Source organism: Streptomyces sp. SID13726 (genome assembly GCF_010548375.1).
Taxonomy (GTDB): Bacteria; Actinomycetota; Actinomycetes; order Streptomycetales; family Streptomycetaceae; genus Streptomyces.
On sequence record NZ_JAAGLY010000002.1, the window covers coordinates 856,061 to 876,460 of the forward strand.

Below are 20,400 nucleotides of genomic sequence, written 5' to 3' on the forward strand. Positions count from 1 at the left end.
GCGGGCCCGCGGTCAGGCCCCGTGTTCGGTGAACCGCCCGATGGACTCCGCGACGCAGATCGGCTTGTCGACGCCCTCCGCCTCGATGATCAACAGCGTGACCAGCTGGACCCGGCCCGGCGCCGCCTCATCCGCGGAGACCACGGTGGCACGCATCCGGATCCGCGAGTCCACGGGGAGCGGATGCACGAAACGCACCTTGTTGTAGCCGTAGTTCAGGCTGTGGGCGAAGCCGTCGAACGCCATCAACTCCTCCATGAACCGGGGCGACCGCGACAGGCTGTAGAGCCCGTGCGCGATCGTGGAACCGAAGGGACTGGCCGCCGCGCGCTCGGGGTCCACATGGATCCACTGATGGTCTCCCGTGAGATCGGCGAAGCCGTCGATGGCGTCCTGGTCGACGGTATGCCAGTCGGTGGGGCCTAGCTCGGCGCCGACCAGCGCTTTCAGATCGGCGGCGGTGGTGGGGTGCAACGTCAGCGGCTTCGGCATGGGTGACCCTCCGGTCCATCACGGCACTGTGGGACGTCGGTGAGCGACGCCGCCCGGACTGTAATCCGAACTCGAAGCCGGATTCAACAAACTCGTCCGCGATGCTTGACAGGAGACCACGACCCTGTCGACTCTGGCTTGAATTCGACGTCAACTTCACATCGGAGTCGCGATGCCCGACGTACAGACCGCCACCGGCCCCGTCGACGCCGACGACCTGGGCCGCGTACTCGTCCACGAGCACGTGTTCGTCCTCGGTGAGGAGCACCGGCAGAACTACGGGGCCTGGGACGAGGAACACCGCGTCGCCGACGCCGTCACCAGGCTGAACGAGCTGAAGTCCCTGGGCATCGACACCATCCTCGACCCGACCGTCCTCGGCCTGGGCCGCTACATCCCGCGGATCAAGCGGATCGCCGAGCAGGTCGATCTGAACATCGTGGTCGCGACCGGGATCTACACGTACAACGACGTGCCGTTCCAGTTCCACTACACCGGCCCCGGGCTGATGTTCGACCGCCCGGAGCCGATGGTCGACCTGTTCGTCAAGGACCTCACCGAGGGCATCGCGGCCACCGGGGTGCGGGCGGCGTTCCTCAAGTGCGCCATCGAGGAACCCGGTCTCACCCCCGGGGTCGAGCGGGTCATGCGCGCGGTCGGCCAGAGCTCCGTCCGGACGGGAGCGCCCATCACGGTCCACACCAACCCGCACACCGAATCCGGGCTCGTGGCGCAGCGCGTGCTGAGCGAGGAGGGCGTGGACCTGTCCCGGGTGGTCATCGGGCACTCGGGCGACAGCACTGACGTGGACTACCTGAGCAAGCTGGCCGAGGCCGGCTCCTTCCTGGGAATGGACCGGTTCGGCCTCGACGTACTCCTGCCGTTCGAGGACAGGATCCGCACCATCGTCGAACTGGTTCGGCGCGGCTACGTCGGGCACATCACCATCGCACACGACGCCGCCTGCTTCTTCGACTGGATCAGCGAACAGGACAAGGCACAGGCCGCGCCCCGCTGGCACTACCGCCACATCAGCGAGGACGTGATCCCCGCCCTGCTCGACAAGGGGCTCAGCGAAGACGACATCGACACGATCCTTGTGAAGAACCCGCGTCGCTGCTTCGGCGGAGCCGCTTAAGCAGTGACGCCCTCCCGTCTGTGCCGGCCCACGATCGCCATGCGGAGCCGCGGGAGCGGCCCGCGAACCGTTGGGTCCGCGGAACACCTCCCTGGTCACGCCTCCCCTCTCCGCGACACCCCGTCCCCACAGATACCGTGCGAACCAGTACCGGACCACCGGGTTCCTTCCTGACAGCCGTCCCTGGGTACGATGAAGGAAAGGTTTCAGGGCTTTCGTCCGTTACGGTCGCTGGTCCGTGAAGAACCGGAGGATGGGCACCGTACGGGCGCGGCGGGAGGGTGATCGATGTGACCGCCGTAGCGTCACGAGCGGGCAATCTGCCCGCGGCGTTCACGAGCTTCGTGGGGCGGCGGAGCGAAGCGGAGAGCGTCGGCGGGCTGCTGGATGCAGCACGGTTGGTGACCCTTACCGGGGTGGGCGGTGTAGGCAAGACCAGACTGGCGCTGGAGGTGGCCGCCGGACTGGTGACGGCGTACCCGGACGGCGTGTGGATGGTGGACCTCTCCCCCGTGCAGGAGCCGGCCGCAGTCGCCGAGGTGGCTGCGGCCTCGCTGCGAGTCCCGGACGTGGCCACCCAGGTACCGTTGCGGCAGCTTGCGGGATTCCTGGCCACGCGACGGGCGCTGGTCGTGCTGGACAACTGCGAGCATGTGCTCGACGCCTGTGCCGAGTTGTCTCAGACTCTGCTCTCGGCGGCCCCCGGGCTGCGCATCCTGGCCACGAGCCGCCACACGCTGGGCATCACGGGCGAACATGTGTTCTTGGTTCCGCCGCTGTCCGAGGATGACGCGCTCTGCCTGTTGCGGGACCGGGGCGCCGCCATCCGGCCGGAGTTCCGAGTGACTGACGCGAACTGCGCGGGAGCTTCCCGGTTGTGTGCCGGTCTGGACAGGCTGCCGCTGGCGATCGAGCTGGCCGCATCCCGGCTTCGGTCGTTCACCATTGATCAGATGGTGGACCGGTTGCCTGACCGTTTCGGACTGCTCGGCCGCGGCAGCCGCACCGCCCCGCGACACCAGCGCACGCTCCGCGGGATGATCGATTGGAGCTACAGCCTGTGCGACCCGGTCGAGCGGCTGTTGTGGAACCGGCTGTCGGTCTTTTCCGGCGGGTTCGGTCTGGATGCGGTCGAGGATGTCTGCTCGGGGGACGGTGTCGAAGCGCATGAGGCGCTGGACCTCCTGGACCGGCTGGTGGCGCAGTCGGTCGTACTGGTCGCCGAGGCAGAAGGCCAGCCTCGCTACCGGCTGCTCGAAAGCATCCGCCAGTACGGACGACATCAGCTGCATGAGTCCGGGGAGGAGAACAGGCTTCTGCGGCGCCATCATGACTTCTTCCTCGCCCTCGCCGAACGCGTCTACGAACGTTGGTACGGCCCCGACCAGGCGGAGGACCTGACGAGGCTGCGCATCGACCACACCGATCTGCTGACAGCCCTGGACCACGCCCCGGACCCCGAGAGCAGACTCAAGCTGGTGACCGCGCTGACCTATCACTGGGGCGTCGGTGGGTTCCTGACCGAAGGACGGCGCCAGTTCGACCGGGCACTCGCCGCCGCACCTCGGCCCACACCCGCCCGCGCCTGGGCTCTGAGTGCTGCGATCTGGATGGCGCTCAATCAAGGTGACCGCACGGCAGCCGAACGGTACCTGGGCGAAGCAGAGGCCCTGGATGAGCGGTTGAGTGATCCGTCGCTGCGTGCACACGTGCGAGGCTTGCGCGGTCTGTCGGCGAACTACGCGGGCCGCCAGGAGGAAAGCATCCGCTGGTACGAAGAAGCGGCGGTAGGTCTGACAGCGCTGGGCTATGGACGCGCGGCGGCGTCATGGCGCAGGGCTGTGGTTTGCGTACAGGCGTACGCGGGTGACCCCGGCGCGGCAGTGGCGGGCCGTCCGTTGCTTGCCGCCGCCGAAGCGAGCGGAGAGCGGTGGGGCTGCGCCCAGCTGCTGATTGCGCTCGGACACAACGCCTGGCAACTCGGCGACTGGGAATCGGCCAAGGCGCTGGCCCTGTCGGCGCTGAAGAACGTGCTGGGCTTCCACGACCACGTCATGGTCGCCAGAATTCTCGAAGTGCTCGCCTGGGCCACCGCTTCCGGCGGCGATCATGAACGGGCGGCCCGGCTGCTGGGCGCGGCAGACGCTCTCTGGCGGGATGCCGGCACCTCCGTCTCCGCGTTCGGCCCGTACATGACGGAACAACACGCGCAGTGCGAGGAAGTAGTCCTGGCCTCGCTGGGCCGGGCAGCGTACGGGAAGGCTTACGCCGACGGTGGCCGTCATGACAGCCCCGACCGGTCTGCACAGATGGCCCTGAACACCGAGGCTAAGCCGGCGTCCAAGACCACCGGCTTGGGGCTGCTCACCCGACGAGAGCGGGAAGTGGCCTCCCTGGTGGCCCAGGGCATGACCAACCGTCAGATCGCTTCCACGCTCGTGCTGTCGCCGCGCACGGCAGACCGGCACGTCGAGAACATCCTGTCCAAACTCGGTTTCGGCTCTCGTGCCCAGATCGCGTCGTGGTGGACCGCGCAGGAGCTACCCACTTCCTAGGCATCCCGACTTTTGGGTAGAACCACCCATGGCGACCGCAGGGCCCAAACCGTGATGATCCTTACGTGAGACACACAGGCGGCGATTCGCCACTACCGTGCGCGAACCCCCGAGCGGAGCGAGGCCCTGCTCTCATGGGCACGCGTCACAGGGCCCCTCTTTCTGAGGTCGCCGACCGACTCCTCCCCGCCGGCGAGAACTGATACCCGAGCGCGGACGCAGCAGGCACAGCCGAACCCCGCACGTTGCCGGGAGCGCTCCCACAAGTGACCAAGACGGTCTCAGTGCCTCCTGCCGCCTGTACCCCCCTCGGAGGAGAAACCGGGCCGGTCGGAGTTGCCGACTTGCCCGTGACCGGAAGGATGAACATGAGACCACTGATCAGACCGAAGCACCGCAGGGTGGCGCTCGTCGCGAGCGCCGCCGTCATGGTCGCATCGTTCGCGATTCCCACCTCGTCGTGGGCAGCGGAGACACCCGCCGGGCAGGCCGCCGTCAGCGACAAGGAGCCGAGCCAGGCGCAGTGGAAGAAGCTCGACACGACCGTGAAGAAGTACTCCGGCCTCGGAGTCTTCGGCGACGACAGTGGCGGCTCCCAGGTGCTGCGCCTGCCTGCGGGCACCTCCGTCGCGGATCAGGACAAGGCCGCGGCGGACGTCCCGGACGGGACGAAGGTCGCGGTCAAGACCAGCAGGTTCACGGAGAACGAAGTGGACCGCATCCAGAAACAGGTCCAGGAAGCCAAATGGGACAAAGATGCCGGCAAGTACAGCCTCGGCTCCTTCTACGACGGCCAGACGGACAAGCTGATGGTCACCACCGACGCCCCGGCGTCCGTCACGGCATCACTGAAGAAGACCTTCGGCGACAAGGTCGAAGTGCTCCGGTCCCGCATGGAACAGCAGTACACGCGGTTCAACGACGTGGAGTACTTCAACGGAGGTGACTCCCTCAAGTCTCCCAACGGCACCGGCAAGTGCACGTCCGCCTGGAAGCTCGACATGTACGACCCGTCGCAGAGAGCGACCGCGACCTGGATGACCACAGCCGGACACTGCTACACGACCGGTTCAGCCGTCGAGAACGCGAACGGCAACTACATGGGCCAAGTCAAGAAGCTGGGAGACTTCGACGTCGAAGCATTCACGGGCTCCCGCTACTCCGGCAACATCTTCTCCGGTGGGACCGCCAGCAGTACATCGATCATGAGGACCGCGGGCTCCATGGCGCCGTACAAGGGCCTGAAGGTCTGCATGAGCGGGCAGACGACGTACAACCACTGCGGACATCCCGTCAGCAACATCTCGTACGCCTTCAACTGGAACGACGCCCGGGGAGTCAAGCACTACACCAGTTCCTCGGCTGGATTCACCTTCGACCGAGGCGGAACGAACGCGCCCGACTACGACAACGGCCCTGCCGCCGCGGGCGGCGACTCCGGGGCACCGGTCTACGTGGCGTACACCGCCTACGACGCCATGGCCGTCGGCAGTCTCTCCGGCACCATCCAGTGGTACGGGAGCTGCAATTGCCTTCAGAAGCGGATGTACGGGGTCAAGCTCAGCTCCGTCCTCAGTGCCTGGTCCGCCACTCTGGGCTAGCAGCCCTGCCCGGCGGTCGGGAAGTGCCTCGGCCGAGATCCGAAACTGCCGGCTGCCCAGCCCGGGCAGCCGGCGCCCGGGCGCACCCTTGTCGGCCCTCCCCCCTGACGGTCCGTCGACCACGCATCTCTTCTCTCCCCACACAGGACCGCAGTCCTCGCACTCACCCATGGAGCCCGACCATGCCGTCACCCACTTCCACCATTCCGACCCCGATGGACGAGCACGCCGCGCCAGGCGACCATGCCGCCACCCGGCTCGGCCGCTGGCTGACCGCCGGAACCGGTCACCTCGCCATCCTCACCACGCTCGGCGGCCTGCTCGTCGCCCTCGCCTACGCCATCGGCGGCTGGAAGATCACCGCCTCCTCGGTCAGCGTCACGGGGCAGGACTTCTCATGGCTACGGCCCGCCAGCTGGGCCATGGCACTCCTTCAGTCGGGCAACCTGACCCTGGACATCCTGGGTCTGGCCGTCGCCCTGTACACCGCCTACGGAATCGTCGGCAGGCCCGGCCTGCTGCCCGCCTTCGCCGGCGGTCTCACCGCGGTGACCATGGACACCGGCTACCTGGGCGGCCTTGCCGCCGGCCTGCTGACCGGCGCTTCCATCACCGTGCTGCGGAAGATCACCGTCCCGGCCAGGTGGCGTGCCCTGATGGCCAACGTCGTCGTCCCGCTGCTGGCCACCGTGATCACCGCGGTGGTGTTCTTCTCGGCCGTCGCCGCCCCCCTTCTCGCGCACCTCGGCTCGTGGCTGTCCGACAAGCTGGTCGTACTGGAACTCACCGACCACCATCTCTGGCTCGGGGTACTGCTCGGTCTGCTCGTCTGCTGTGACTTCGGCGGCGCCCTCTACAAGATCGCCTACGCCTACGCCCTCGCGGGCGTGAACGCATACTCGCCCACGCCGGACCACATGGCCTTCATGGCCGCAACGGTGGCCGCCGGAATGGTCCCGTCACTGGGCCTCTCCCTGGCCACCCTGGTACGCCGCACGGCGTTCACCGAGGCCGAGCGGAACTACGGCAAGGTGGCCTGGCTGCTCGGCGTGACGGGCATCCCGCAAGGCGCGTTCCCCTTCGCCCTGCGCGACCCGCTGAGGGTGATTCCGGCCACCCTGGCCGGCGGTGCCGTCACCGGTGTTCTCACCATGACCTTCGGCCCCACCATGGCCGTCCCCCACGGCGGCTTCTTCGCGATCGACCAGATCGGCAAACCCCTGCTGATGGTGGCCGCCATCGCCGCGGGCACCCTCGTCACCGCCGGCCTCACCATCGCCCTCAAGTGCCTGCGCAAGGCACAAGCCACCGCAGCCGCACACATCACCACGCGCACCCGCGTCCGCACCAGACAGCCCATGTCCGGCTGAGTGACGGACCACCCTGCGGACCACCCCCATCCCGGGGTTGGCATGCTGAACACAGAGAAAGAAGGCCGTGCACCACGCGAAGAACACTCTCCAGGACTCAGCTTCCCAAGTGATCGACTTCTGGTCATCGAGTAGGCCGACGTTGCACCGTGGGTTGGGAAGGCACGCCCGTGCTGGGTGTAGTGAAAGCCGATGGAACGACCGAGACCGGTTCTCTGATCGACGACATCGTCCGCAAGGGCGCGAGACGGATGCCGACCGCCGCTCTGGAGGCTGAAGTCAACTCCTGTTTCGCGGAGTTGGCCGACCAGCGAGACGAGAGTGGGCGCCGCCTGGAACGGTCGAGGTGAAGGCCCCGCGCGTCAACGACAAGCGCGTCGACGAGGCAAGCGGCGAGCACAAGCGGTTCTCCTCGGTGATCCTGCCGCCGTGGTGCCGCAAGTCCCCGAAGACCAGCGAGGTGCTGCCGCTCCTCTACCTCCACGGCCTGTCGACGGCCAGCGTCATCCGGCTGACCGCCCAATGGCAGGCCGACCACAAGGCGTTCAGCGAGCGCGACCTGTCCGCCACGGAACGTCCACGTCTGGGCCGACGGTATCCACCTGCGCATACGGCTGGAGGAGGCGAAGCCTGCGGTCCTGGTCGTCATGGGCGTGCGCGCGGACGGAACCAAGGAGCTGATCGCGATGGCCGACGGCTACCGCGAGTCCTCGGACTCCTGGGCGAGCCTGCTGCGGGACTGCCAGCGGCGCGGCATGCGCGCTCCCGTCCTCGCCATCGGCGACGGAGCCCTGGGCTTCTGGAACGCGTTGAACGAGGTCTTCCCGGAAGCCCGCCACCAAAGGTGCTGGGTTCACAAGACGGCCAACTGCCTCGACAGCCTCCCGAAGTCAGCTCCGCCCGCGGCGAAGAGGGCCGTCCAGGACATCTACAACGCCGAGGCCAAGGAGCACACAGCCGCCGGGGTCAAGGCGTTCGCCAGGCAATACGGCGCGAAGTTCCCCAAGGCCGTCAAGAAGATCGTCGATGACGAAGATGAGTTGCCGGCGTTCTACGACTTCCCCACCGAGCACTGGATCCGCCTGCGGACAACCCACCCATCGAGTCGACCTTCGCGTCCGCCCAGGCCCGCTGGCGAACCGTCAATGCACCGCCACCTCGTTGCCCTCGTCCGCGCTGGAGCCCACTTTGAACGCGGCCAGCTCATTGAACGGTCGCAGACGACCGCGGCGTGAATAGGGTGGCGGACCTGCCTCGAAGTTCGAGAACATCCGGTCATGTTGGATGGCACGGCAGGACAGGACCTTCCGGTCGGCCTCGGGTTCCGACCGTATCGCGGCGACGAAGACCACGGCGCCATGGCCGCGGTGCGGCTGGGGTGTGTTGAACGGGACCGGGTCGATGTCCACTCGGTAATGGAAGGGCTCCCGACAGCGCCCGAGATCGCCGAAGCTTCTGCCAAGTTGAAGGAGCCGTCCAAGAACCAGAGCCTGGTGATGCTCGACGGGAGCGTCGTCGGCTACTCGACGATCCGGTGGTGGCAAGAGCGGGACGATACGTGGCTGTATCTGCACCGGGGCTACCTCTTACCCGGGCATCGCGGCCAGGGCATCGGTTCAGCCATGCTGAGCTGGGCCGAAGAACGGATCCGCCAGCTCGTCAAAGAGCATGGAACGGCGCGGACGGCAGTGATCGGCGCGAACGCCATGGCCTCCGAGCGGGACGCCACGGCACTTCTGCGCGCAGCCGGCTACCGACGTGTCTTCAGCCTGGTCGAGCTGGAGCTGGGCGATCTGCAGCAGGTGCCCGAGCCGGGCAGCGAGTTGCCGGCCGGGATACGGACCGGGCCGATCGGGACAAGCCACTACCGTGCAGCCTGGAGGACGGTCGTCGATTCGTACGCGGACCGCGGTTTCACTCAGAGATGGCCTTTCCAGGACTTCGTCGACACCGCCGACCCGGCATGCTGGAGAGCTGCCTGGAACGGGCAGGACATGGTCGGCGTCGCCCTCTGCTCCATCCGCCGTCACGACCACACCGTGGGCGAGGTGGAAGAGCTGAGTGTCCGGACGGACCAGCGACGCCTCGGAATCGGCCGGGTCCTGCTGCTGGACGGGCTGCGGAGCCTTCGCGAGCAGGGTGCAACGACCGCGCGGCTGTTCACGGGCACGGCAAATCCGCATCGGTCCTACGACCTTTACGAGAGCGTGGGGTTCCAGCGACGGAACGAGTACGTCCGTTACCGCAAGCCGCTTGTTTGATCGACCGGCCATTGGGCTGTCGGGTCAGTCCACAGGATTTGACGATGCCTCGGGATTAAGCCAGCCCTGGTGCCGACGACTCAGTGCGCCCCCTTGAGCAAATGGCCCACCCCACGCGGGAAGGAATGGCCCACATACCTGGGCTGCCTGGATCCTAGAGTGAAAGGTAGAAGGTGACCACCGCGGCCCACGCCAGCCCCCACTTCCCGCACCTCGGAGGAACCCCTCATGCAAGCCATCACCGTCCAGGACCGCGAGGCCGGCGCCGGCGGCCTGGCCCTCGCCGAGCTGCCCCATCCGCACGCCGCGGAGAACGACGTGATCGTGAAGGTCCACGCCGCCGGCTTCACGCCGGGCGAGCTGGACTGGCCCGGCACCTGGACCGACCGGGCCGGACGCGACCGGACCCCGAGCGTGCCCGGCCACGAGCTGTCCGGTGTCGTCACCGAACTCGGCTACGGCACCACCGGCCTGACCGTCGGGCAGCGCGTGTACGGCCTGACCGACTGGGCCCGCAACGGCACCCTGGCCCAGTACACCGCCGTCGAAGCCCGCAACCTCGCCCCGCTCCCCGCCGACGTCGACCACGTCACGGCCGCCGCACTGCCCATCTCCGGACTCACCGCCTGGCAGGCCCTGTTCGACCACGCGCACCTCCGGACCGGGCAGAGCGTCCTCATCCACGGCGCCGCGGGCGGCGTAGGCTCCATCGCCGTGCAGCTGGCCCGCTCAGCGGGCGCCCACGTGATCGGCACCGGACGTGCCGACGACCGCGACACCGCGCTGGGTCTGGGCGCCCACGCCTTCCTCGACCTCCAGGCCGAGAAGCTGGAGGACGTCGGCGACGTCGACGTGGTGTTCGACGTGATCGGCGGCGAGATCCTCGAACGTTCCACCGCCCTGGTCCGCCCCGGCGGCACCCTGGTCACCATCGCCGAGCCCGTCACCCTCCACCCCCGCGACGGACGCGCCGTCTTCTTCGTCGTCGAACCCGACCGCGACCGCCTCGGCGACCTCGCCCAACGGGTACGGGACGGACGCCTCAAGCCGATCATCGGCGACGTGCTGCCGCTCACCGAAGCCATCGCCGCGTTCACTCCGGCCAAGCGGACCCACGGCAAGACGATCATCCGCGTCACCGAGGACTGAGCCGGGCGGGCCTCTTCGAAGACATGACCGAGGGCCGTACGACGATCACGGCCGGCGGCTGGTGCGGGACTACGAGCACCGTCCCGCCTCGGCAGAGTCCCGGGTGTACTGCGAGGTGGTGAACCTCCGCCAGACGGGGGCGTGGTGGTCGACGCCGAGGAAGTTCTGGAAGTCCCAGTAGACGCCTCCTTCAAAGCGGCCGTACCCGTCGCTCGGGCGGACCGGGGTGTTGAGAGGGTCGTGGTCGTTCTCCCAGTCGATGTCCTGGTACCCGGGGTCGTCGATGCTGTACTGGGTCAGGTAACCCCGGGCATGCTCGATGTCGAGGTCCAGAGCCGGGAACTGGGCCAGCAGGAGGTCGGGGCGCCCCTGGCACGGAAGGTCACCGAAGAACGAGCCGCTGTCGCCGGTCTCCTGCTGGAACTGGTCGATCACCGTGCCGTGGTGGAACAGCTCGCAGCCCCAGAAGTCGTCGTCGTAGATGAAGACCAGGAGCCCCGGGCAGTCGTAGGCGCGTGAAACGTGGAGTTGGGCGCGTCGGCGCAGGTCCCACTCCCAGCCCCGGGTCCAATACAGCACGGTCCAGTCGCCGCGACGCTCGTGCAGGGCGTAGGAGTCGAGGTTGACGTCGTGGATGTCCTCCGGATCGAGCGTGTGCTCCTCCTGGTGCCAGAACTCCTCCAACGCGCCGTACACCTGCTGGTGGTCGACGCCGTAGAACAGGTTGACGCGCTCGAATGTGCCCATGTGTCCCCCCGAGGCGGGTGGTCTGCGCCGACGGTTGGCGCTCTCACCCGGCAGTTTCGCAACCGCCCGGCTGGAGCTGGTGACCGGGCCGCCTGCCGCATCACGACGTGGTCGAGCCCCGACGAGCGGACGCACGCGGGAGGCACGAAGCTCAAGCAGGTCGGGCCCGCCGACGTGTCGGCGGGCCCGACCTGGACCGGTCGGTCAACCTTCCCGTGTTCGGGTCAGTTCACGCGGACGATCTTCCAGAGCTGGTCGTCGACGCTCACGTCGTTCCACTGGACGACGGACGCGCCGTTGGCGGTGGAGGACTGGGCCACGCCGGCCAGCAGGCCGCTGCCGACGTTGGTGAGCTTGTAGTAGCCGTCGCCCGCGCTGGTCAGGGTCCACTTCTGGGAGTTGCCACTTGAGGTGGTGTTCTGGACGACGGCCGCTCCCGCGGTGGTCGAGGAGTTGCCGACGTCGAGTCTCAGGCCACTGTGGACGTTCTGGAGTGACCACGCGCCGCCGCTCTGGGTCTGGAAGGTCCACAACTGGCAGTCGCAGGCGGAGTTCTGCCACTGGTCGGCCGCTGTTCCGGCGGTGGTGGAGGCTGCGGGGATCTCCAGGTACTTGCCGCTGTTCTTGTTCACCAGCACGTACTGGCCGCTCGACAGGGACGGCAGCGCGGTCTGGGTGAGGTTCCACCGCTGGCAGGCGCAGCCGGTGCCGCCCCACTGACCCGCGACGGTGCCCACGCTGGTGGAACCGCCGGGAATCTCCAGGTACTTGTTGGTCAGACGGTTGACGGCGGTGAAGCCGCCGGACGGGCTGGGGGCGACGGCCCATTCGTGGTCGAGGGTGCCGTTGTCGTCCCACTGGAGGACCTTGGCGCCGTTGGCGGTGGACGTGTTCTCGACACCCAGCACCTTGCCGCTGGCCACGTTGAAGATCTTGAAGTAGCCGGACGGCTGGAGGACGAACTTCCAGCGCTGGTCGGTGGCGTTGTCGGCGTTCTGCTGGGTGGCGTAGGTGCCGTTGGCGGTCGTACCGCCCGCGATGGTCAGCGGCAGGTTGCTGCCCGCGTTGGAGACCGTGTAGGTGGCGCCGTCGTTGATGCCGCCGCCCAGATCGATGGTGCCGTAGGTGACGGGGTTGAGGGAGTTGCCGTTGTAGCCGCCGCTGAGCACCAGCAGGCTGTGGCCGTCGGGCAGCGGGAGCATCCCTCGGCTGTAACCGCCCGCGACGGTCGACTGGATGCGGGTCCACGCGTTCGCGGCGCCGTTCTGGGTGTTGAGGAACAGGTCCGTGCTGCTCTGGGCGCTGACCACGAGCGTGCCGTTGGCGCCGCCGGTGGGCAGCCAGGCAACGAACGGATTGCAGCACGGGACGTTGCCGTCCGTCGTCCTCAGTGGGATGCCGGTGACGGAACCGAACGCCTCCGGGTCGGAGGAGATCTTGTAGTAGACGGCGAAGTTCCCCTCAGGGGCACCCCCGTGCTCGTAGGTCATCACGTACTTGCCGTTGGGCAGCTGCACGACGGTCGCCATACCGGGACGGTCGCTGTACTTGGGCGACGCCACGTCGTCCACGACCGGTCCCCAGTTCACCCCGTCTGTGCTGACCTGGTGGACGAGCTTCTGGCCGTGGGCGGGATCACGCTGGTCGGAGTAGTACACGACGAGCCTGTTGCCGTTCATCAGGAAGAACGGCTCCCACACCGGCGTGAAGCCGTTGCTGGCGTTGGCTTCGCCGCCGGTGGCGATGTTGCTGACGAAGCTCCAGGTCACGCCGTGGTCGGTGCTGGCGTACATGTCGATCTTCGTCGCGGACCGGTCGCCGGGGACCGAGTCTCCCGCGATCAGCAGGGTCCCGGCCGGGAAGTTGCCGACCGCGGTGGGCAGTTCGAACAGCTGCGGCTCCCAGCGCATGCCCCAGCCGTTCCGGGTGTCGGCGACGTCGGAGAGCTTGGTCCAGGAGTTGCCGTTGTCGGTGCTGCGGTAGATCGGGAAGACGGGCTTGCCGGACGTGTACTGCTCGAACGTGGCGAGCACGGTGCCGTTCGCGGAGCCGCTGTGCTCCAGCCGTATCGCCCTCGGGTAGAGGGAGCCCGGCGCGGGGGTGCCGGACGGCGGGGTGTACATGGTCTGCGAGGGGCGGGCGAGGGCGTCGGCCTTGCCAGCAGCGGGGAGGAGGACGGTGGCGACCGCCGCGACCAGGGCGAGCAGCAGTGCGAGAAGCGGCCGGGGGCGCGGAGCGGCGCCGGGTCTGGGATGTGTCAGGGCAGGAGACATGTGCGGCTCTCCAAAGGGGAAGGGGAAGGCATTTCGGTTCCCGCCGCTTGCCGGCACGGGGCGGCCGGGGAGCGGCGGAGTCCAGTGAGCGTGTGCCGTGCGGGGCTGTGCTCAGGTGGTGCGGAGCTTCGGCCGGCCTCGGTGCGGGGGCGGGGGCGCGGTCGAGCCGCGGACGACGAGTTCGACCGGGGGCGCGTCCGGCTGTGACAGCTCGGCGCCTGGTTGCTCGACGGCGTGCACGAGCAGTTTGACGCCTTCCCGCGCGGCGGCCTCGAAGGGCTGGCGCACGGTGGTCAGCGGCGGGGTGACGTAGGCGAAGACCGGGTTGCCGTCGAACCCGACGACGCTGATGTCCTCCGGTACCCGTCGCCCGGCCTCCCGCAGGGCGTGGACCAGGCCGATGGCCATTTCGTCGCCCGCCGCGAACACCGCGGTCACGGAGCTGTCCGAGGCCAACGCCCGCCCGGCCTCATAGCCGGAGGCGGCGGACCAGTCGCCGTTCAGGAGCGGGGGCTCGTGGGCGCCACGGGCGGCGAGTGCCGCACGCCAGCCCTCGATGCGGTCCTTGGTGGCGTACCACTTTCGCGGTCCCGCGAGGTGGTGGACGGTCTCGTGTCCCAGGTCCAGCAGATGCTCGGTGGCCGCCCGCGCCAGTTCCTGGGCCCCCACGCTCACGGTCAGCGTCCGGCTGGCGGCGAAGGAGGGCGGCGCACCGAGGAACAGGACCGGTACGTCCACTCGAAGCGGAACCTCTCCCCTCACGACGGGTTCGGAGACGATGACGCCGTCCACGCCCTGTTCGAGAAGTGACTCGAGAGCGCCGACGATGCCTTCGGGGTCGCCGTCCGGGGTGTTGATCACGCGCAGCGCGTATCCGGCGTCCCGTACGGCCTGTTCGATGTGGACCAGCAGGGAAGCGGTTCCGTACCCCGCGGTTCCCAGGGCGACGACGCCGAGGGAACGCGTACGCCCGGACGCCAGAGCCCTGGCCGCGTGGTTCAGCCGATATCCGAGCTCCTCCGCTGCCGCAAGGACACGGCGCCGGGCCTCCTCGGAAACGTACGGCTCGTCGTTGAGCACCCGGGAGACCGTCTTGCGCGACACACCGGCCAACCGCGCGACGTCGGCGCTGCGGGGCACGGGGGACGCCGTACCGCCTTCTGGTCCTGGTGTCACGAGGTCTCCCATGGCTGCGGCTCTGCAACGAACGAGGTCAGCGACTCTGACCGCGCGGTCTGATCGCGCGGTCATATCTACGCGGCCGTCGGGACGCGTGTCAAGACATATCGCCCGGCTTCTCCCCCAGCGACAGGTGGCGCCGATACCGAAAGGCGCCCTCAATCAAGAAGTTCTCGCAGCTCACGCCATGGATGAGCAGCTGACCTCACGGCTTCGAACAAGTAGCTCGTCCAAGGCCTCCAGCAAAGACGCTCGCCGCACAGCCTTGACACCGACCCCACGCAAGACCCACTCTTCCTGGCATCCGCCGGTCGCGTTTGTTCGATCACGTTGGATTATGGTCGCTTGCCGACCTCTCTCATCTCTGTCCCTTCAGGTCGGCGTACCAGCGACAGGTACGACCGCTGTCCTGCCAGGAGCCGCACATGCTCGACCCCTTCTCCTCCCTCCCTGTCCCCAGCCGTCGTGGTGTCCTCAAGGGCGTCGGCGGTGCGGCCCTGCTCGGGGCCGGGATCCCCCTGCTGAGCGCCTGTGGTGACAGCGGCAGTTCTTCGGACCCGAAGACCGTGACCCTGGGTTCGAACCAGTCCGACGCGGTGCCGAAGAAGGCCTACGGGGAGATCTACACGGCGTTCACGAAGCAGTCCGGCCTCACCGTCAAGGTCAACACCAAGGACCACAACACCTTCCAGGAGCAGATCAACTCCTACCTCCAGGGCACGCCGGACGACGTGTTCAACTGGTTCGCCGGGTACCGCATGCAGTTCTTCGCGCAGAAGGGCCTGGCGTCGCCGGTCGACGAGGTGTGGGAGAAGATCGGGGGCAACTTCCCGGACGCGATGAAGAAGCTGTCCAAGGGTGCGGACGGCAAGTACTACTTCGTGCCGCTGGTGACGTACCCGTGGGCGATCTTTTACCGCAAGAGCGTCTTCCAGGAGAAGGGCTACACGGTTCCCGCCGACTGGGACGCCTTCCTCGCGCTGTGCAAGCAGATGAAGAAGGACGGCCTGGTGCCGATCGCGTTCGGTGACAAGGACGCGTGGCCGGCGATGGGCACCTTCGACCAGCTCAACTTCCGTGTCAACGGCTACGACTTCCATGTCGAGCTGATGGCGGGCAAGGCGTCCTGGACGGATGCGAAGGTCAAGACGGTCTTCGATCACTGGGCGGAGATCCTGCCCTACCACCAGGACGGTTTCATGGGCCGTACCTGGCAGGACGCGGCTCAGACGCTGGTGTCGAAGAAGGCCGGCATGTATGTGCTCGGCTCGTTCGTGGCCCAGCAGTTCACGAACAAAGCCGACCTGGACGATCTGGACTTCTTCGCTTTCCCAGAGATCAACCCGTCCTTCGGGCAGGACACCGTGGAGGCCCCCACCGACGGCTTCATGGTCTCCAAGTCGCCGAAGAACAAGGCCGGTGTCACCAAGCTGATGGAGTACCTGGGCACTCCGGAGGCCGAGCAGATCTACCTGAAGTCGGACACGAGTGTGGTGGCCGCCTCCAACAAGGCCGACACCTCTTCCTACACCGCCTTGCAGAAGAAGGCGTTCGAGATGATCTCGGGCGCGAAGAGCCTGACGCAGTTCATGGACCGTGATTCGCGTCCGGACTTCACCTCGACGGTGATGCAGCCTTCGCTGCAGAAGTTCCTCCAGAACCCCAAGGGCGTGGACAGTCTGCTGTCCTCGATCGAACGCCAGAAGAAGACGATCTTCGCATCGTCATGAGTATCGACATCGAGACCCCGAAGGCAGCACCCGCCGAGTCACCTTCGGGCGCCACCCCCCGCCCTCGCAAAGTGCCCCAAGGGCACCGCCGACTCCTCACCCGCCGTGACCGCATCACGCTCGGCTTCATGGCCGGCGTGCCCACGGTCCTGCACGTGGCCCTGGTCTGGGTCACCGCCCTCGCCTCGATCCTGCTGGCCTTCACCAGCTGGGACGGCATCGGCTTCGACTCCATCAAGTGGGTCGGACTGGACAACTTCCGTCAGCTGTTCACCGACAACCCGCAGTTCTGGCCCGCCGTCGAGCACAACGTCATCTGGTTCGTCGTGCTCATCCTGATCCCCACGCCGTTCGGCCTGTTCCTGGCCGTGCAGCTGGACAAGAGCATCCGCTTCTCCCGGGTCTACCAGACGGCGTTCTTCCTGCCGGTCGTGGTCTCCCTGGCGGTGACCGGGTTCGTGTGGCAGCTGGTCTACAACCCCGACACCGGCCTGATCAACAGCCTCATCGGGGCCAACAAGCCCGGCCACTACATCGACTGGATCGGCGACCCGGACCTGAACCTGTGGGCCGTGCTGATCGCCGCGTCCTGGCGGCACACCGGCTACATGATGATCCTCTACCTGGCCGGCCTCAAGGGCGTCGACCCGTCGCTGCGCGAGGCCTCCTCGCTGGACGGCGCCAACGAGTGGCAGACGTTCAAGAACGTCATCTTCCCGACCCTGCGCCCGACCAACACGGTCGTCCTGGTCGTCACGATCATCGAGGCGCTGCGCGCCTTCGACCTGGTGTTCGTCTTCAACAAGGGTGCCCAGGGCACGGAGTTGCTGTCGATCCTGATCACCAACAACATCATCGGTGAGTCCAGCCGGATCGGTTACGGCTCCGCGATCGCCGTGGTCCTGCTGGTCATCTCCCTCGTCGTCATCATCCCCTACCTGATCGCGACCTTCCGGAAGGAGCGGCAAGCGTGAGCAGCCTGGCTCTCAAGACCAAGACGCCCCTGCGCCCGGCGAGGGTCCTGCTGCACGTCTTCCTCGCCGGCACCGCACTGGCCTGGCTCGCCCCGCTGCTCTGGGCGATCTTCGCGGCCATGCGCCCGTACTCCGAGACCAGCAACAAGGGCTATGTCTCCTGGCCGGACAAGCTGACGTTCGACAACTTCAAGAACGCCTTCGTCCAGTCCGACATGATCCACTACTTCGTCAACACCCTGATCATCGCGGTCCCGGCCGTCCTGATCACCCTGCTGCTCTCCTCGATGGTCGCGTTCTACGTCAGCCGCTTCGACTTCCGCCTCAACATCGCCCTGCTCCTGGTGTTCACCGCGGGCAACCTGCTGCCCCAGCAGGTCATCATCACCCCGCTGTACCGGCTGTACCTCCTCATCGACCTGCCCGGCATCACCATGAGCGGCAAGCTCTACGACTCCGCACTCGGGCTCGTGCTGATCCACGTCGCCTTCCAGTCCGGGTTCTGCGCCTTCGTCCTGTCCAACTACATGCGGATGCTGCCGCATGAGCTGACCGAGGCCGCCCTCGTCGACGGCGCCTCGGTGTGGCGGATGTACTGGCAGATCGTCCTGCCGCTGTGCAAACCGGCGATGGCGGCCCTGGGAACCCTGTTGTCGATCTGGATCTACAACGACTTCTTCTGGGCCATCGTGCTGATCTCCACCGGCGAGAACATGCCGATCACCTCCGCCCTCAACAACCTCTCCGGCCAGTACTTCACCGACCCCAACCTCGTCGCCGCGGGCGCCCTGCTCACCGCGATCCCCACCCTGATCGTGTACTTCGTGCTCCAGCGCCAGTTCGTCAGCGGACTGACCCTCGGCGCCAACAAGGGCTGACACCAGCCCCGTTCGAAAGTGACTCTGCATGACTACCGCACGCCGTCTTCGCCTTCCCGGAATCGCCTACGGCGGTGACTACAACCCCGAGCAGTGGCCCGAGGAGGTCTGGGCCGAGGACGTACGCCTCATGCGCGAGGCCGGGGTGAACATGGTGAGCGTCGGCATCTTCTCCTGGGCGCTCATGGAGCCCGGCGAGGGGCGCTACGACTTCTCCCGCATGGACCGGTTGCTGGAACTGCTCCACGAGAACGGCATCGCCGCCGACCTCGCGACCCCGACCGCCGCCCCGCCGGCCTGGTTCTTCCGCGCACACCCGCAAGCCCTGCCCGTCGACAGGGACGGCCGGGGACTGTCGTACGGCAGCCGCCAGACCTTCTGCCCCTCCAGCCCCGAGTACCGCGAGGCAGCGCTCCGCATCGCGCGGGTGCTCGGGGAGCGGTACGCCGACCACCCGGCCGTCGTGATGTGGCACATCCACAACGAGTACGGCTGCCACAACGCCGAGTGCTACTGCGACGTCAGCGCGGCGGCCTTCCGGCGCTGGCTGCGCGAGCGCTACGGCGACCTCGCGACCCTCAACGACGCCTGGGGCACGGCCTTCTGGAGCCAGTGGTACTACGACTGGGACGAGATCATCCCGCCCCGCGCCACCGGAGCCGTCCCCAACCCCACGCACCGGCTGGACTGGCGCCGCTTCTGCTCCGACGAACTGCTGTCGCTGTACAAGGCCGAACGGGACGTACTCCGGGAAGCCGCCCCCTCGATCCCCGCCACCACCAACTTCATGGTGAACTTCAGCATCGAGGCGCTCGACTACTGGCGCTGGGCACCGGAGTTGGACATCGTCTCCAACGACCACTACCTGCGCTCCACCGACCCCGAGTCCGAGATCGACGTCGCCCTCAGCGGCGACCTGGTGCGCTCCATGGCCGGCGGGCCGTGGCTGCTCATGGAGCACTCCACCGGGGCCGTCAACTGGCAGCCCGTCAACCGCGCGAAGCTCCCCGGCGAGATGCGCCGCAACGCGCTCGCCCACGTCGCGCACGGCGCCGACGGCATCGCCTTCTTCCAGTGGCGGGCCGCGAAGGCGGGCGCTGAACAGTGGCACTCGGCGATGCTGCCGCACGCCGGCACGGACAGCCAGATCTGGCGGGACGTCGTCCAACTCGGCGCGGATCTTGAGGCATTGGCCGAAGTACGGGGAAGCGTCACGCACGCCCACGTGGCGGTGGTGTGGGACTGGAACGCCCGCTGGGCGCTGGAGCAGCCGTCCCAACCCAGCGGCGAGCTGCGCTTCGTGGACCTCGTGCTGGACTGGTACCGGCCACTGTGGCACGCCGGCGTGGCCGTGGACTTCGTACGCCCCGACGCGGACCTGTCGTCGTATCGTCTGGTCCTTGTGCCGAGTCTCTATCTGGTCGACGACGCGGGCGCGGCGAACCTCACCGGCTTCGCCGAGCGCGGGGGGACACTGGCCGTCGGTTTTCACAGTGGTGCGGTCGACACCAACTGCCATGTCCGCCTTGGCGGTTACCCGGGCGCCTTCCGTGACTCCCTCGGCGTCCGCACCGACGAACTGTTCCCCCTGCTGCCCGGCGAGTCCCTCGCACTCAGCGACGGCGGCACGGCCTCCCTGTGGTCGGAACGGGTACGCCTCGAAGGCGCCGAAGCCTTCACGTCGTACACCTCGGGCCCGCTGGCCGGGACCCCGGCGGTGACCCGGCACACCTACGGCGAGGGCACGGCCTGGTACCTGGCCACACGGCCCGACCCCGCCACCCTTGCCGCCCTCCTCGCCCGCGTCTGCGACGAAGCCGGCGTCCAGCCCGTCCTCACCGCCCCGGTTGCTGGCGTCGAGGCGGTCCGGCGCAACGGGTCCGACGCCGACTACCTGTTCCTGATCGATCACGGCGGGAGCGGCGCCGAGGTTCCCGCCGACGGCGTCGACCTCCTCACCGGCAAGGAGGTCATCGGTTCGGTCAGCGTCCCGCCCGGGGGTGTCGCGGTCGTACGCCAGGCACGCTGACCAGAGAGGGCGACGCGGGCCACC

Annotated in this window: 14 protein-coding genes and 1 pseudogene; 11 read left to right on the forward strand and 4 right to left on the reverse strand. The window is 67.7% G+C overall.

The genetic code is table 11. The annotated features are described in order from the left end of the window. Positions 1-12: 12 nt before the first annotated feature. Entirely contained in the window at positions 13-492 is a 480-nt protein-coding gene (locus G3I78_RS07570; protein WP_164422010.1) for a MaoC family dehydratase, read from the reverse strand. A gap of 172 nt (positions 493-664) precedes the next feature. Here G3I78_RS07570 and G3I78_RS07575 point away from each other — a divergent pair, with 172 nt between their 5' ends. The 7 genes and pseudogenes from G3I78_RS07575 (at position 665) to G3I78_RS07605 (ending at position 10,566) form a co-directional block, all read left to right on the forward strand. Then, positions 665-1,630 (forward strand): phosphotriesterase, encoded by a 966-nt coding sequence (locus G3I78_RS07575; protein WP_164422011.1) that lies wholly within the window; start codon positions 665-667, stop codon positions 1,628-1,630. A 290-nt stretch (positions 1,631-1,920) separates the two neighbouring features. Further along, positions 1,921-4,185 carry a LuxR C-terminal-related transcriptional regulator gene (locus tag G3I78_RS07580; protein ID WP_164422139.1) on the forward strand — a complete coding sequence of 755 codons (2,265 nt, stop codon included), beginning with the start codon at positions 1,921-1,923 and terminating at the stop codon, positions 4,183-4,185. A 368-nt stretch (positions 4,186-4,553) separates the two neighbouring features. After that, a complete protein-coding gene (locus G3I78_RS07585; RefSeq protein WP_164422012.1) occupies positions 4,554-5,786 on the forward strand; it encodes a hypothetical protein in 1,233 nt (410 codons plus the stop codon). Between the two features lie 182 nt (positions 5,787-5,968). Then, entirely contained in the window at positions 5,969-7,156 is a 1,188-nt protein-coding gene (locus tag G3I78_RS07590; protein ID WP_164422013.1) for a fructose-specific PTS transporter subunit EIIC, read from the forward strand. Positions 7,157-7,326: 170 nt separating this feature from the next. Continuing rightward, positions 7,327-8,391 (forward strand): annotated as a pseudogene (locus G3I78_RS07595) (IS256 family transposase). A 42-nt stretch (positions 8,392-8,433) separates the two neighbouring features. Continuing rightward, positions 8,434-9,417 carry a GNAT family N-acetyltransferase gene (locus tag G3I78_RS07600; RefSeq protein ID WP_164422014.1) on the forward strand — a complete coding sequence of 328 codons (984 nt, stop codon included), beginning with the start codon at positions 8,434-8,436 and terminating at the stop codon, positions 9,415-9,417. A 228-nt stretch (positions 9,418-9,645) separates the two neighbouring features. Next, positions 9,646-10,566, forward strand: coding sequence for an NADP-dependent oxidoreductase (locus G3I78_RS07605; protein ID WP_164422015.1), 921 nt, complete (start codon positions 9,646-9,648; stop codon positions 10,564-10,566). Between the two features lie 69 nt (positions 10,567-10,635). On the opposite strand, the gene G3I78_RS07610 is transcribed toward G3I78_RS07605, so the two are convergent. From G3I78_RS07610 to G3I78_RS07620, 3 genes are all read right to left on the reverse strand, one after another. Beyond that, positions 10,636-11,313, reverse strand: coding sequence for a hypothetical protein (locus tag G3I78_RS07610; protein WP_164422016.1), 678 nt, complete (start codon positions 11,311-11,313; stop codon positions 10,636-10,638). Positions 11,314-11,537: 224 nt separating this feature from the next. Beyond that, entirely contained in the window at positions 11,538-13,586 is a 2,049-nt protein-coding gene (locus G3I78_RS07615) for an RICIN domain-containing protein (RefSeq protein ID WP_164422017.1), read from the reverse strand. 111 nt (positions 13,587-13,697) lie between these two features. Then, a complete protein-coding gene (locus tag G3I78_RS07620; RefSeq protein WP_164422018.1) occupies positions 13,698-14,774 on the reverse strand; it encodes a LacI family DNA-binding transcriptional regulator in 1,077 nt (358 codons plus the stop codon). Positions 14,775-15,190: 416 nt separating this feature from the next. Here G3I78_RS07620 and G3I78_RS07625 point away from each other — a divergent pair, with 416 nt between their 5' ends. Genes G3I78_RS07625 through G3I78_RS07640 form a run of 4 tightly spaced genes read left to right on the forward strand, consistent with a single transcriptional unit; the run spans position 15,191 to position 20,376 of the window. Beyond that, positions 15,191-16,495 carry an ABC transporter substrate-binding protein gene (locus G3I78_RS07625; RefSeq protein ID WP_164422019.1) on the forward strand — a complete coding sequence of 435 codons (1,305 nt, stop codon included), beginning with the start codon at positions 15,191-15,193 and terminating at the stop codon, positions 16,493-16,495. Then, positions 16,492-17,469 carry a sugar ABC transporter permease gene (locus G3I78_RS07630; RefSeq protein WP_164422020.1) on the forward strand — a complete coding sequence of 326 codons (978 nt, stop codon included), beginning with the start codon at positions 16,492-16,494 and terminating at the stop codon, positions 17,467-17,469. Before G3I78_RS07625 ends, G3I78_RS07630 begins: the two co-directional genes overlap by 4 nt. Continuing rightward, on the forward strand, positions 17,466-18,347 hold the full coding sequence (locus tag G3I78_RS07635; protein WP_164422021.1) for a carbohydrate ABC transporter permease: 882 nt from the start codon (positions 17,466-17,468) through the stop codon (positions 18,345-18,347). Before G3I78_RS07630 ends, G3I78_RS07635 begins: the two co-directional genes overlap by 4 nt. 28 nt (positions 18,348-18,375) lie before the next feature. Further along, entirely contained in the window at positions 18,376-20,376 is a 2,001-nt protein-coding gene (locus tag G3I78_RS07640; RefSeq protein ID WP_164422022.1) for a beta-galactosidase, read from the forward strand. Positions 20,377-20,400 lie beyond the last annotated feature (24 nt).